General features: G+C 34.9%; 14 protein-coding genes. All 14 read left to right on the top strand.

The genetic code is table 11. The features are described from left to right. The first annotated feature begins 66 nt into the window (after positions 1-66). Positions 67-1,530 (top strand): lipid II flippase MurJ, encoded by a 1,464-nt coding sequence (locus tag BWD42_RS24255; RefSeq protein ID WP_262507856.1) that lies wholly within the window; start codon positions 67-69, stop codon positions 1,528-1,530. Next, positions 1,527-2,612 carry a glycosyltransferase gene (locus BWD42_RS24250; protein ID WP_077439068.1) on the top strand — a complete coding sequence of 362 codons (1,086 nt, stop codon included), beginning with the start codon at positions 1,527-1,529 and terminating at the stop codon, positions 2,610-2,612. The genes BWD42_RS24255 and BWD42_RS24250 overlap by 4 nt, the downstream gene beginning before the upstream one ends. Positions 2,613-2,616: 4 nt before the next feature. After that, complete coding sequence (locus BWD42_RS24245) at positions 2,617-3,471, top strand: glycosyltransferase family 2 protein (RefSeq protein WP_077439066.1); 855 nt, start codon at positions 2,617-2,619, stop codon at positions 3,469-3,471. Positions 3,472-3,484: 13 nt separating this feature from the next. Then, entirely contained in the window at positions 3,485-4,513 is a 1,029-nt protein-coding gene (locus tag BWD42_RS24240; RefSeq protein ID WP_077439064.1) for a hypothetical protein, read from the top strand. After that, entirely contained in the window at positions 4,513-5,523 is a 1,011-nt protein-coding gene (locus BWD42_RS24235; protein WP_077439062.1) for a glycosyltransferase, read from the top strand. The genes BWD42_RS24240 and BWD42_RS24235 overlap by 1 nt, the downstream gene beginning before the upstream one ends. 196 nt (positions 5,524-5,719) lie before the next feature. Continuing rightward, the gene (locus tag BWD42_RS24230; protein ID WP_139351275.1) at positions 5,720-6,793 is read left to right on the top strand and encodes a hypothetical protein; all 1,074 of its coding nucleotides are present in this window, start codon (positions 5,720-5,722) and stop codon (positions 6,791-6,793) included. Continuing rightward, positions 6,748-7,911, top strand: coding sequence for a right-handed parallel beta-helix repeat-containing protein (locus BWD42_RS24225; RefSeq protein WP_077439058.1), 1,164 nt, complete (start codon positions 6,748-6,750; stop codon positions 7,909-7,911). The genes BWD42_RS24230 and BWD42_RS24225 overlap by 46 nt, the downstream gene beginning before the upstream one ends. 29 nt (positions 7,912-7,940) lie before the next feature. Beyond that, entirely contained in the window at positions 7,941-8,981 is a 1,041-nt protein-coding gene (locus tag BWD42_RS24220; RefSeq protein WP_175992143.1) for a glycosyltransferase, read from the top strand. 8 nt (positions 8,982-8,989) lie between these two features. After that, positions 8,990-10,177 (top strand): glycosyltransferase, encoded by a 1,188-nt coding sequence (locus BWD42_RS24215; RefSeq protein WP_077439054.1) that lies wholly within the window; start codon positions 8,990-8,992, stop codon positions 10,175-10,177. A gap of 386 nt (positions 10,178-10,563) precedes the next feature. Beyond that, positions 10,564-11,529, top strand: coding sequence for a UDP-GlcNAc--UDP-phosphate GlcNAc-1-phosphate transferase (locus BWD42_RS24210; protein WP_254846314.1), 966 nt, complete (start codon positions 10,564-10,566; stop codon positions 11,527-11,529). A gap of 71 nt (positions 11,530-11,600) precedes the next feature. Continuing rightward, the gene (locus BWD42_RS24205; protein ID WP_077439050.1) at positions 11,601-12,122 is read left to right on the top strand and encodes a 3'-5' exonuclease; all 522 of its coding nucleotides are present in this window, start codon (positions 11,601-11,603) and stop codon (positions 12,120-12,122) included. 114 nt (positions 12,123-12,236) lie between these two features. Then, entirely contained in the window at positions 12,237-12,701 is a 465-nt protein-coding gene (locus tag BWD42_RS24200) for an adenylyltransferase/cytidyltransferase family protein (protein ID WP_217700128.1), read from the top strand. A 53-nt stretch (positions 12,702-12,754) separates the two neighbouring features. Continuing rightward, on the top strand, positions 12,755-13,177 hold the full coding sequence (locus BWD42_RS24195) for an adenylyltransferase/cytidyltransferase family protein (protein ID WP_077439048.1): 423 nt from the start codon (positions 12,755-12,757) through the stop codon (positions 13,175-13,177). 6 nt (positions 13,178-13,183) lie between these two features. Continuing rightward, positions 13,184-14,182, top strand: a complete 999-nt coding sequence (locus BWD42_RS24190; RefSeq protein ID WP_077439046.1) for a mannose-1-phosphate guanylyltransferase — start codon at positions 13,184-13,186, stop codon at positions 14,180-14,182. The last annotated feature ends 159 nt before the right edge of the window (positions 14,183-14,341 follow it).

Here is a 14,341-nt window from a genome sequence, read left to right as displayed (position 1 = left end):
ACTTAACATTATAAATTGAGACGTATTTCTGGCCTTCTGTTTTTGTTAAAACTTTTAAAAATACCGGTGTCATTATATTCTTATACTTTGATAGCGCGATATTTTGGTATTTCCATGGAGAAGGACATATGGTTATTGGCTATTTCCCTTATTCTCACCTTAGACACCGCCGTTTGGGGGCCTATTAATGATATTTTTCGAACGAAGTTTGTTACAATAAAAGAACTTGATGGTGAAAAAAAAGCAATGCTGGCGACTACATCACTTCTTTTCTACATGTTTGTGTTTTCAAGTATACTTGTACTTCTTTTGATAGTATTTACTGATTTTTTTGCGTCACTGATTTCTTCAGGATATGATTTTGAGCAACGAAAACGATTAGTTGAAATGATACGTTTAGTGGCTCCTATTTTACTTTTTAATCAAGCATCTTTAATAGGAGTATCAATATTGAACGCATATGGTTCCTTTATAATACCTGAAGTAGCAGGTTTTTTCTCTCAAATTTTCAATATCCTCATTCTGGTTTTTTTTGTCGATCAATTAGGTATATATGTTTTGTGGCTTGGGACTTTAGCAGGCTTATTATTTCTAATTTCTCTTATTATATATAAAATTAAGAATATCCGGATCAATTTATTTGGATCCGTTAGCTTAGATTTTCAATATTTTAAATCTTTTTTCTTATTTGCCTTACCTTTATTCTTGACTTATTTCCTTGGTCAATTTAATGGATTAATAGAAAAGAGATTAATTTCGTCATCTGGCCATGGAGCCGTTTCTATAATCGATTTCTCTAGGAAATTTCCTGACATGGTCAACGTTATTATTTCCAGTGTTATTTTAACTGTTTTAACACCAGCAATAACAAAGTCATTTGTAAACAAGGAAAACAAACAGTTTGATAAAAGCTTTTTAGACTCTTTTGGATTAGGACTTCTCATTATAGGTTTCTTTACAGTGTTTATGTTGGTTGCGTCTTATGATGTCATAATGTTTTTTTATAGCAAATCAACGATAGCTCCAGAATCCTTATTAAGAATTACTAAGCTCAATAAATTTTACTCTTTGACGGCTTTCGCAATCTTTCTTTATGTAATATTTGGAACATGTTTACTCGCTATCGGGCGAAATAAAATGAATGCCCTAGCAGGAGCTAGTACGCAAATAGCAGTTATTTGTATCAATGTTGGGCTAGTCAATACATTTGGTATGGACATATTTCCTGTCAGTATTTTAATAGCGCATTTCCTCGCCGCAGTTTTTATGTTTAGCTATTATCCCTATGATAAGCGACTTATTTTAAGCTTTTTCATTCGAATAGTTATCTTTCTTGCCTCTGTACTAATCGCTTTATCCTTAATTTTTCCTTACATTATGCAAATATTATCCATAGAAGCATATTTTGGACGTGTTGTAGTTACTGCTGTGTTGGAGGTGACATTATTTATAATTTTGGGATTCGTTTTCAATATAAATGAAATAGTGTCTGGAATTAACCTTTTACTAAAAAGATTCAGTTTTAAATGAGAAAATTTATCTGCGTTTTTCCTAAGGGGGAGAATGTACACCTTACCAAAGATGTAGGACTTATACCTTATTATTTGTTCAAGGAAGGGTATTTTGAGTCTACTCTCGCCTTTTATTCCAATCGAAATGAACTTCCATATCTTGATACAGCAGTCAAGGGATTAAATTATAAAAAAATAAAAAAGACATTGTCAAGTGATTATTTGAATGTGTTGTTGTTTTTAATTTTGCAAATTCGTCGTTATGATGTCGTTATGATGTTTCACCCGAATTACTTTTCACTATCTGTAGCTTATATTATTAAGAATCTATCATTTAATAGAGTTAAATTTTATTTCAAAATGGATCTCGATAGTACGTTTGATTTTGCTGGATTGAAGAAGAGATCATTGAAGAGGTCGGTTTTCAACTTTTTGATGCGAAAGATGGATCTGTTGAGCGTTGAAGCACATGAAGATTTCAAGCAATTTGAACGACTGGGTAAGTTTAGCGTAAAACATATCCCAAATGGTTTAATACCACCATTAACTCACGAATTTTCTAAAGAAAATATTCTATTAACTGTAGGACGTCTGGGTAGTTACCAAAAAGACACAGAAACTTTGCTGAAAGCTTTTGAATTGGCAAATCCCAAAAACCTCAAACTTGTTCTTATAGGTCCTTTGGATAGCGGTTTTCAAATATATGTACAGGATTATTTTAAGGTTAAACCGCACATGAAGGGCAAAGTCGAATTTAAAGGAATAATAAACGATCGGGAAGAATTAATGAACCATTATAGGAGAAGTAAATTCTTTGTAATGACTTCTAGACATGAGGGGTTTCCTTTAGCTCTGCTTGAGGCAATTGCTAACGGTTGTTTTATCCTTTCTACTGGCTTTCCTGCTGCTAAAGATGTTACGGAAAATGAGCGTTATGGTTATCTTTTTAACGTACAGGACTATGAGGCTTTAGCTAAACTTATTTTAAAATTTGATACGTGTGATTTTAGCATTCCTTCCCCGCAGGAAATATCGAAATATGCACATGAGAAATACAATTGGAATCGGATTGTTAATGATATTTATTTGAGTTTAAAATAACGGTATGGATATTTCAATTATAATTGTAAACTATAATACTTACACTTTAACTGTAAATTGTATCGAATCCATCTATAAACAGACCATTGGACCTGAATTTGAAATTATAGTTGTCGATAATAGCTCTCCTAATAGAGATATCGAACAACTTAACGATATTTTCCCTGAAGTGAAACTAGTTTTAAGTCCACATAATAAGGGTTTCGGTTCAGGGAATAATTTAGGAAGTACAATTGCCAAAGGTAAATATTTGTTGTTTTTAAATTCTGACACGTTACTTTTAAATAATGCAATCAAAGAATTTTATGAATATATGGAAAGGAATCCAAGTGTTGGAATCTGCGGAGGCAATTTATATCAAATAGATTTAAAACCAGGCGTTTCATTTGAAAGGCGTCTACCTGGTATTTTGCGAGATTTTGATAGTTTGATATTTATGTTTCTCGCCAAACTTCAATTTGGTAAAAACTTAGTATTTAATTTTGATGATCAGCCTCTTCGACTAAAAGGATACGTTTCAGGAGCAGATCTATGTATTCCCAGAGAGCTATTTATAAAAGTGGGGAGATTTGATGAGGATTTTTTTATGTATTATGAAGAAACTGAACTTACTTACAGAGTTTTTGAAGCGAAAAAGGAAGTACATGTAATACCTCAAAGCAAAATCATCCATTTGGAAGGGGGGTCGCAGGGTGATTTAAGTGACAGAAAAAAGGCTTGGATGAGAGAAAGCAAACTATTATATTTTAAAAAGACAAATACGTCTGGTTTCAAGATATCAAATATTTTAAACAAACTTGTTTGTTTCAGAGATAGCTTAATTCAAAAGTTTAAATCTTATAAGGGTTTTAAACATTGATTACTTGTAGAAAATGAAAAGAAGGATTGTATTTTATTTGCCAAAAGGTGCTCTTTTTGAGGCTACCGCTTACTATTGCGATTTAATAAAAAATGCAGTCAAAAAGATTGAAGGGGTCAGCGAGGTGCTATATATTGAATCAATTGACGAGATTGATAGTCAAGATATAGTGGTGACAATTCGGATTAATGATCCATTTATTGTTTCCCGTAAGTGTAAAAAGGTCATCCATTGGTTTCAAGGTATTGCCCCAGAAGAACGAATAATGATGGGCAAAGGGAGTTTATTTAGTCGAATGGCGGCAATTAAATATTATATTATGGAATTTATTTTGCTTAGAAAGCCATTTTTGTTCTTTTTTGTTAGTCAGGCAATGAAAGAGCATTATGCTAACAAGTACAAACAGAATTTAAATGAACGAAGCATTATCATGCCTTGTTACAATATTCCATTAAACATACAATCATTTATGGTCGAAGGCAAATATAATACGCCAAGTTTTGTGTATGCGGGCGGTATCCTGAATTGGCAATGTGTAAAAGAATCTCTTGAGCTTTACAATGCTTTCAAAAAATATTGTGTGAATGCAACATTTACCATTTTGACAAAAGATAGTGAAAAGGCTAATGCTCTTATTGAGGAGGTCGGTGCTAACGATGTCTTTGTAAAATTTGTGCCCCTCGAACTGCTACAAGAAGAACTAAGTAAATATAAATATGGGTTTATTCTGAGACGGGAGCACATTGTAAATAAAGTCTCTACTCCTACAAAGATGAATTCTTATTTGAGCGCGGGAGTAATTCCTATTTTTACTACCGCTGTGGCGGACTTTGACCGAAATATTGATCTAGGCGATTTTGAACTTAAATTTGATTCTTTTAGCCTTGATTCAATGTTGACAAGGTTATTGGAATTTGAGGAAAAATCCATTAATAGTAATCTTGTATTTCAGGCCTTTAAAAAAGTGTTTCAACTGTATTATAATGATCTCAAATATGTTGAACTGATTTGTGGAAAGTTAAAATATTATATTACTGAGTGATGAGGTTGCTTTCCGTTATTTTGCCTGTCTATAATGCAGATAAGTTCGTTTTTGAATCTATTAAGAGTATTCTGGATCAATCGTTTGTTGATTTTGAGCTAATTATTATCAACGATGGTTCAACTGACAATAGTAAAGAAATTATTAAGAAATTTAGGGACGAACGTATCATTTTTATAGATCAGCCGAACAAAGGGCTTATTGATACACTTAATCTAGGATTAAGCTTAAGTAAAGGTAAATATATCGCCCGAATGGATGCCGATGACATCGCTCATCCACGGCGATTTGAAATTCAATTAGGAGCTTTTAGGCAAGATAAAGAGCTCGTTGTGTGTTCCGGAGGAATAATAGCATTTTCTCCTGATGGGCATAAGAAAAAAAGATATTACCCAATTACTGATGCGGATATGCGAAGCGAATTATTATTCAATAGCAGTATTGTTCATCCTTTAGCAATGTTTTCTGGCGATGTCGTAAAAGAGCATAATATCAGATTTGATAGCGATTATAAATTTTGCGAAGATTATAAGTTTTTTCATGACTTATCCAAATATGGAAAGATAAAAAACATTCCGAGGTTTTTGTTGAATTATCGAGTGCTTCCGCAAAGTCAAACAAGCATTGGATCAAATAATGCCCTCGACAGATATAACAAAATTTCAAATATCCATCGTATCGTTTTAAACGATAATAAAATTGGACTAAATGAAAGGTGGTTCAAGCTGCATTATAGTTTGTCTTTATCATCTGAAATTGAAAAGCTACAAATAAGTGAGATTTTGATCGATGAATTATTAGAATATAGCCGGTTTTTAGTTCATGCCGCAAAACAGAATGATCAACTGGATCCGGTATCTCTTAAAGCCACACTTGGAGAGAAATTTTTGAAAATTATTTTTTTTCATAAGCGAAGAACTCACCTTAAAATGCTAAGGAAATTATTTTTTCATAAATTTACTTTATTAGCGGCCTTCAAACGGGTAGCCAGAATACTGAAATATGAATAATAGCGCGTCAGTAAAAGTTTGGTTTAAAATATGTAGTATAATTTTAATGTTTTTATACTTATTTCATATCTCCTTTAAACCCTTTCCATATGTCCTAAGAACGCGGTTGATAATTGCTTTAATCGGAGTATATTTTATCTTCCGGAAACGAGAACTTTTCTTTAACTATAAAATATTAAAGTTGATATTCCTAACTGTGGTAGCAATTTTTCCTATCCTTATCTCATCATTGATAAATAGGCATTTTGATTTTTGGTTTGTTCAGAATATATTTCTGACACTAATTTTTTTGCTGTCGTCTTATGGTGTTATTAAATTGCTTTTTAATTACACGGAGGGGAATCTTTCAATTGATGATGTTTTAAAAATAATTGTTTATGCTATAGCTCTGCATAATTTGATTACGGCGTTAGGTTTCATATTTCCTAACCTTGGAACTATTATTAATTCTATTCAAAATCAAGACGAAAATACGCAAGTAGTCATTAATAGTATTATGGAATTCCAGTCAAGATTTATTGGCTTAGGAATAGGTTCATTTTTTACAGGGGGTATCGTTTCTTCTTTAGGTTTATTGTGTTCTGCGGTTCTCATTATCAAGGAGTCATCTAAAAGAAAGGCTCTAGTTCAAATGGCGTTTTTTGCTTTTGTTGCTTTAACTGGTCTTTTTATAGCAAGGACGACACTAATTGGTTTTGGGCTAGCCATTTTGTATATGTACACACCCTTTGTTAGCATCTCTAGTGATAAATTAAGATATTTTAAAGGAGCACAAAATCGTATTTTTTTAGCATGCATACTTGTAATTGTTTTAATGATTCCGGTGTTTTATTTTGGAATAGCACAATTGACGGAATCAAGTGCATTCGTTCATGCTTTTGAAATATTTCTAAGTGATGGAGGAAGTACTAGTTCAACTGAACATATGAAATCAATGTATATTTTTCCAGATAACGTCAAGACATGGCTAATAGGGGATGGAAAATTTACAGACGATAATGGGTATTATATGGAAACCGATGTAGGATATCTGAGGCTGTGGTTTTACTATGGTATTTTGGGGTCAGTATTTTTTTTCTTTCAGCAATATTATAGCTTATCTGTAATAAGAAAGTTAGCTGATAATGTGTTAATTGATAAATTTTGTCTTTTTTTGGCACTATTTATTTTCATAATAAATTTCAAGGGGATAGGAGATATCAATTACTTTTTATTTTTGATTTTATGGTTTTATATAATAAAGGCACAGCAGTACTATCGACAGCATTGATTTTTTTTTTAGTTGGTTTGATATTTACATTAAAAAGGTGTAGCGCTCAGGACATCTTTAAAGTGGATGATTATGGTGCAATAGCTGATGGAAAGTTTGACAATACCGAATCAATAAATAAATGTATTGTTGCTGCTTTGCGAGTTAAAAATTCTAAAGTTGTGTTTGGTAAAGGAAAGTACCTTTGTCAAGGTCGTGTAGATATAAATTTTAAGAATGACCATAATATAATTGTTCAAGGGAATTCCGAAACAGTTATTGAATTCAATAATGTGGATTTGGATAGGGGATTTCTCATTTCAGGTGTGAAGAATCATCGAACCATTGGCTCAATTCGATTGGAAAATTTTAAAATTGTAGGCCCGCAATTAGGAAAAGGGATACATAATAGATTCTATAATACCGTGAGACATCTTTATGGAATAGGAATTAGCAATATTAAAAATGTAGCTATTAGCGGTATAGATGTAATTCGATTTTACGGTAATGGGATCGATGTATCAAACAAATTGTCGCGAGTAGATTCGTCTTTGTATAGGTTTCAAAATGTTAATATTAATAATTGCAAAGTATTGGATACATGGGGTAAATCGCCAACAGATAGTTATGGCGATGGGATTTATTTAGCGGATTGTAATACATTCCAGATTTATAAAAATATCATTAAAAATTGCTTGGAAGATAATTGTTCACCAGGTAGGGGGGGCATTGTTATAGAAGATTTTACCAGAAATGGGATTATTAAGGAAAATGTTATTGTTGGATATGATAGAGGTATTCATATAGAAAATTCCTTAGGAAATATTGAAATACATCATAACTCATTTATAGATAATCGAATAGGAGTTTATCTATGGTCGCAGGGAGGCGATAACGAAAGACCAATATCGATACTATCTAATGAGTTTAGCCTAAAAACTATTCTTAATAATTCGAAGTTGCAGTTTAGCGAGAATAATTTCATGTATATAGCCCTATTACGACAAAAAGAACTTCGAGAAAGAGATAAACTATTTGATAATGATTTTTCATTAAACAGTAGAATAAAAAATGGTAGGACTGCTGTAAATGCGGGGAAGTTCTTAAGCATACAAAAAAATAGATTTCGTACGCAATGAAAGTTTTGCATATAATAAATAATTTAACAATGGGAGGAGCAGAAAGTTTGCTTGTCTCTATGTTACCTTTAATGAGAGAGGAAATTGAAGTTGATTTATTATTATTGGATGATAAAGAAAGCCCGTTGCTAGATAAACTTAACGCATATAATATCAATATAATTAGTTGGCCGAATAGCCACTTATATAATCCGGCAATTATTTTTAAAATCATTCCGATAATAAAGAGTTATTCAGTTGTCCACGTACATCTATTTCCAGCTATGTACTATGTTGCTTTTGCTAAATTGTTAAGTTGGTCTACTGTTAAATTAGTCTTTACAGAACATAGTACTAATAATAGAAGGCTAAAGTCTTGGTTTTTTAGGTTAACGGATCGGTTGGTTTACTTAAATTACTCGAAAATAGTATGTATAACACCCGAAGTTAAAAATGTATTGTCTAAACTGGGAGTTTCCGAGAAGAAATTGTCTGTTATTTATAATGGTATTCAGTTAGAGAAGTTTCTTGAGGCGGTGCCTTATAACAGGTCCGAATTTGGATATAGCGAACATGACATTATACTCGTAATGGTAGCTGCTTTTCGGAGGGAAAAAAACCATAGCCTGGTAATAAAGGGCCTGAAGGAACTAGATCGAAAATATAAACTCTTGCTTATCGGCGATGGTTATCTAAAAGGTGAGGTCGAATCGGAAGTAAATGAGCTTGATTTGAACGACAGGGTTAAATTTCTTGGTGTTCGGGATGATGTTAATCGTTTACTAAAAACTTGCGATATTGGCATTTTGAGCTCTCATTGGGAGGGATTTGGGCTTGCAGCCGTGGAAGCAATGGCCTCAGGTCTACCTGTTGTCGCCTCTGATGTGCCAGGACTCGCCGAAGTTGTAATGGGCGGAGGATTGTTGTTTAAACCCGAGCAAATGAACGATTTTTTAGCGAAAGTAATCTCATTGGAAGAAAAGAGGTATTATCAAGATATCAAAAAGAAATGTCTTGAGAAAGCAGGCAAGTATGATTTAAAAAGGACTGTACAGGAGTTAATCTTGATGTATAACAGATTGGATAGATAAAAAAGTGAATGGAGAATAAATTTAGTCCCGAACAGTATCGGGAGAGGATTGTATTTATAATCACGGATTATGGAAGTTTTAACAATTTTTTAGGCGAATTAGCTGTTGAAATGGCCAGAAGATCAATTACTGTGAGTATAATTTGCTCGCCCGAAAAGGTAATTAAAATAGAAGATAAATATGATTATGAGAAGGAAGGAATAGAATTTTTTTATGTAGATTTTCCGAGAGGTTTTAATATCGTCAAACATATTTTCATCTCCAATCAAATAAAACGGATTCTTCATAACATATCGCCGTCATTCGTATTTATCCATTTCACTACAGGTATGTTTACGACGACATTCACTGGGAGACTTAGATATAAGACTGCCGGAATGTTCCATGGAGTAGGCTATTCTGCTGTGGATGGAGTGTTTAAACGATGGATGTATAAATTCATTGAGAAGCGATGCATTAGGCGTATAGATGACGTTTGGGTGCTAAATAAGTCGGATAAAGACTTGCTCAATATTGAATTTCCAAAGAAGAACATTAATTTACTTCGTACTGCCGGTCTGGGATGTGATCTCAACAGATTTGATCCATCCAAATTCTCTTCTGAATTTAAGAATCAGCTCCGGTCTGAACTAGATATTAATGAAAAAGACATTGTAATTGCATTTACTGGGCGATTTGTCTTTTTTAAGGGCTTTGGTAAACTCGTTAGAGCGTTTTTGCAATTGATTGAAAAAAATCACATTGATAATATCAAGCTACTTTTAATTGGAGACGAGGATAGCGCCCATAGGACGGGTCTACATCCTGACGAGGTCGCAAGGATGAAGGCTTGTAAAAATATAAAGACGTTGGGCTTCAGAAGCGATGTGGAGAATTTTTTAAGCATATCGGATCTATTTGTTTTTCCTAGTGAAAAAGAAGGTATGCCTGTCTGTATTATTGAAGCTTTAGCAATGGGAGTTCCAGTCATAACCAACAATTCTAGAGGATGTAATGATCTTGTGGAAAATCTTGTTAATGGAATCGTTCTTGAAAAAAATACTCCAGAAGATATTTCCGCAGCGATACAAAAATTGATAAATGATTCGGCATTGTATGACGCCATCAAGACTAACATTTTGCAAAATAGACTAGTATTAGCAAGAGAAAATTTTGTAAGTAATCAATTGAATTATATCTTAGAAAATTTGGCTTAAACATAAAATGCTTTGAAATCGTAAGAAATTGAACAGCTAAATCTGCATTGAAATTTAGATGTAATAAATTTGACTGATATAGGACTGTGTTTAAACGAGTAGGAGCTGTAAAAATTGAAAGAAAAAATATATTTTCTTAATGTAGCGAAAATGTTTGATATAACGTTTGTTAAATAAAACTTAATATTATTATATTTGCACAGCTTTATTTGACTGACTAAATACATTTTATGATCTATATTTTTACCCTAATATTTCTTTTCGCATTAGCGTTTCTTTATTTAAACATTGCGGATCGATTTAATATAATTGATAAACCCAATGAACGTTCTTCACATACTAAAGTGACGATTCGTGGCGCAGGGATAATTTTTTATGTCGCTGCGATGATATATTTTGTAAAAAACGATTTTGAATACCCCTGGTTTTTTCTTGGTCTTACGCTTTTGACCTATATTTCATTCTTGGATGATATTCGGGGAGTACATCCTACAGCAAGATTAACTGTCCATTTCGCCTCGGTTTTATTGATGGTTTATGAATTTGGGGTAGTCGATTATCCTTGGTATTACCTTGCTCTGGCTTTTGTGTTCAGCATTGGTGTCATCAACGCCTATAATTTTATGGACGGTATCAACGGAATGACAGCTTTTTGTACATTGGTGATGGGCGGTCTTTTACTTTACGTTAACACCAAAATAAATTATATCGAACAAGATTTTCTAATTTATACGTTATTGGGTGTTGTAGTTTTTGGATTCTTCAATTTCCGTAAAAAAGCGGCTTGTTTTGCGGGGGATGTAGGGCCTGCAGTACTCTCCTTCATGCTGTTGTTTGCGTTGGGCAAGCTGATTCTAAAAACTGGAGATTTCACTTATATTCTTTTCTTAGGCGTATACGGGATTGAAATCGGCTGGTCTGTTGCGCGTCGTGTTTATCAAGGGTATCATATTTTTCAGCCACACCGTACATTCTTGCTGCACATGTTAAGCAATGAAGTTGGCCATAGCAGTTTGTTAGTATCCACAGCTTACGGCCTTGTTCAATTGCTGCTTGGGGTATCAGTAATATATATCGTTCAATTTGATGCCTCAGTGCAATGGTCATTTGCGGTTGCCGTATTGTCTGTGTTAAGTGCATTTTATCTTGTTCTAAAACAGTATGTCTTTCATAATTATCATATCAAAGGGGAGGTAGAGCACGCTATCCGCCGCCAACGGATCCGTATGGTCAAAGCATGGAAAAACAAACGGGTACAATTAGCCCCAGAGGCAAGATTAGTTGAGGAAGTAAAAATTATTGAGATGCCCCGAAAAGAGAAACGGGAAGAATTATTGCACACGGGAGTTTGATAGTGTCTCCTTGCAGCTTTAGGTAAAATAAAAATTTAGTAATTTTACCTGGATTTTCAGAAGGAGTGAATATGCAATCAGGATTAAGTTTTACCGCAATAGATTTCGAGACAGCCACAGCTAACCAAAATTCCGCCTGTGCCATTGGCCTTGTGGTGGTTGATCAGGGTGTTATCGTCGAAGAATTTTATTCGCTGATCCAGCCTCCTCAAAACCAATATATGTGGCAGACAACACGTGTTCATGGTATTAAGCCAAGGGATACAGCAGAGGCCCCCACGTTTAAAGAATTATTCCCCCGTATTTTTCCACTGATCAATAACCGGATTATGGTTGCCCATAATGAATTATTTGACCGCGGTGTTTTGCGTAAGACCATGAATTATTATAACCTGCCTTATGATAGTTTGGGATTAATGGATAAATGGGAATGCACCTTCAAAATTTACCAGGAAAAAGGTTTTAAGCCAGCCCGATTGAATGCTTGTTGTGAAGTCTTAGGGATTGAACTGAATCACCATGAGGCGCTTTCTGATGCACGGGCTTGCGCTAATCTGTACCTGAGACATGCCGATGTCCCTTCTTTCGTGTGATTATACACTAAATTATTCCAGAACCAAAAGTAGTTTTCTGTTGTTATCATTATAAATTTTATTTTTGATAAAAGAAATAATGATTTCTTTATATTAGTTTATACATATTGCAAAATGATAAATATACCTGCCAAGAACATGCGTATTGGTATTACCTTTAGTGCATTTGATCTATTGCACGCCGGACATATCAAGATGCTTGAAGATGCCAAGCGCCAATGTGATTTTCTGATCTGCGGTTTGCAGACGGATCCGACTTTAGATCGGCCGGAGAAAAACAAACCTGCGCAGACTGTTGTGGAGCGTTATATCCAGCTCAAGGGCTGTAAATATGTAGACCAGATTGTGCCCTACGCAACCGAACAGGATCTCGAAGATATTCTTCGCTCTTTCAAAGTCGATGTACGTATCGTTGGTGACGAATATCGGGAGAAGAATTTTACTGGGCGGTCTTATTGTGAGGAGAAAGGCATTGAATTGTATTTCAATAGCAGAGACCATCGTTTTTCCAGTTCTGGCTTACGAAAGATTGTCGCGGATGCCAACTCAAGTGAAGAAACAGTTTTAAAATCTTTTTAGGTAAGATGAAACCGAGCTTGCAAGCTCTCATCAACCATTAAAAAAATAATTAGATGAAAATAGGAATTACCTTCGGTGTGTTCGATCTTTTACACGCTGGTCATATTATGATGCTGGAAGAGGCCAAAAGACATTGTGATTACCTGATTGTTGGGCTTAATACAGACCCCTCGGAGGTCTTTCCGGAGAAAGCCAAACCCACGCAGACGATAGTTGAACGCTATATCCAATTGGAAGGCTGCCGTTATGTGGATGAGATAATCCCTTATGAGACCGAGCAGGATCTGATTGACATGATCAAAGCATTACCGATTCAGATTCGTATTATAGGTGAGGAATACCGTGATACCGATTTCTCTGGTCGTTTATACTGTGTTGAAGAAAATATAGAGATTTATTACAACAAACGTACGCACCGCTTTTCAAGTTCGGGTTTGCGTAAGGTTGTTGCAGATAAAGAATCAGAAAACAAATAATTAACAATGAGCAATATTATCCATGTGGTGTTGACAGGCGGAGTTGGCAGTCGCCTTTGGCCCTTATCACGTAAAAGCTATCCCAAACAATACCTTTCTTTGTTTAAAGACGGTTCATTATTCGAGATGACCATAAAGCGCAACCAGTCGCTCTGCGGTCAGGTTATTGTCGTTGGCAATTGCGACAATCATGCGCTGAGCCGGGAAGTAATGGAAAACAACAAAGTAGATTATATCGATATCGTGGAAGCCACACCACGCAATACTGCAGCGGCCATTGCCTTTGCAGCATTTGCGGCTCAACCGGATGATATTCTTATCGTCACGCCATCGGACCATGTTATTGTGGGTGACGAGGCCTATGCAAAGGCGATTAAATCCGGCATCGAAAAAGCAAATAAAGGTTATATCGTTACGTTTGGGATACAGCCTACGAGACCCGAGACCGGTTACGGATATATCGAATACAAAGATGATAAGGTATTGTCTTTTCGCGAGAAGCCGAATCAGGATACTGCCGAAGATTTTATTGAGCGTGGCAATTTTCTATGGAATTCAGGCATGTTCTGTTTTCGGGCAGATACGTTCCTGAGCGAACTGCAGAATTTTGAGCCTAAGGTTTATGCGACTGCTTTTAATGCCTGGCAGCATCGCCACGAAGGAGAACTTGATTTACAGCTTTCCAAAGAGATTCCATCGATTTCCATTGATTATGCTGTCATGGAACGATCGAAGAAAATTCGCGTCGTTGCGACGAGTTTTCAATGGTCCGATCTGGGCTCTTTTGAATCCATGTACGACTATCTCAAACAAACCGGGCATCCTGTCGATGAAAATGGAAATATGGTCATCGGTACAGATGTGTATACGGCTTTTGTTGGTTTAAAAGATAGTATACTCGTCCATACGAAAGACGCCATTCTTGTTTTGCAAAAGGAAAAATCACAGGACGTCAAAAAAATATACAACACCTTAGAACGTCATCAGTCCAAACTGATTGACTAATTGCTAAAGAGATAATGGAGCCTGATTAATGTAGTGAACCCCAAAAGTTGGACAAAACTTTTGGGGTTCACTATTTATGGCAAAACACACATTTGAGGAGAAACTAGATATAGTTTCTCAAGTAAAAAACGGGAAGCCGATATTACGCATATCGCGCGA

This window comes from Sphingobacterium sp. CZ-UAM (genome assembly GCF_002000245.1).
GTDB lineage: Bacteria > Bacteroidota > Bacteroidia > Sphingobacteriales > Sphingobacteriaceae > Sphingobacterium.
The sequence above is the reverse complement of the archived record's forward strand: the minus strand, read 5'-3'. Positions and strand labels throughout refer to the sequence as shown.

Bases quoted from the DNA above. Each gene is read 5' to 3' on its own strand.
- BWD42_RS24250 (WP_077439068.1), top strand. From the start codon at position 1,527: ATGAGAAAATTTATCTGCGTTTTTCCTAAGGGGGAGAATGTACACCTT.
- BWD42_RS24245 (WP_077439066.1), top strand. From the start codon at position 2,617: ATGGATATTTCAATTATAATTGTAAACTATAATACTTACACTTTAACT.
- BWD42_RS24240 (WP_077439064.1), top strand. From the start codon at position 3,485: ATGAAAAGAAGGATTGTATTTTATTTGCCAAAAGGTGCTCTTTTTGAG.
- BWD42_RS24235 (WP_077439062.1), top strand. From the start codon at position 4,513: ATGAGGTTGCTTTCCGTTATTTTGCCTGTCTATAATGCAGATAAGTTC.
- BWD42_RS24225 (WP_077439058.1), top strand. From the start codon at position 6,748: ATGGTTTTATATAATAAAGGCACAGCAGTACTATCGACAGCATTGATT.
- BWD42_RS24220 (WP_175992143.1), top strand. From the start codon at position 7,941: ATGGGAGGAGCAGAAAGTTTGCTTGTCTCTATGTTACCTTTAATGAGA.
- BWD42_RS24215 (WP_077439054.1), top strand. From the start codon at position 8,990: ATGGAGAATAAATTTAGTCCCGAACAGTATCGGGAGAGGATTGTATTT.
- BWD42_RS24210 (WP_254846314.1), top strand. From the start codon at position 10,564: ATGATATATTTTGTAAAAAACGATTTTGAATACCCCTGGTTTTTTCTT.
- BWD42_RS24205 (WP_077439050.1), top strand. From the start codon at position 11,601: ATGCAATCAGGATTAAGTTTTACCGCAATAGATTTCGAGACAGCCACA.
- BWD42_RS24200 (WP_217700128.1), top strand. From the start codon at position 12,237: ATGATAAATATACCTGCCAAGAACATGCGTATTGGTATTACCTTTAGT.
- BWD42_RS24195 (WP_077439048.1), top strand. From the start codon at position 12,755: ATGAAAATAGGAATTACCTTCGGTGTGTTCGATCTTTTACACGCTGGT.
- BWD42_RS24190 (WP_077439046.1), top strand. From the start codon at position 13,184: ATGAGCAATATTATCCATGTGGTGTTGACAGGCGGAGTTGGCAGTCGC.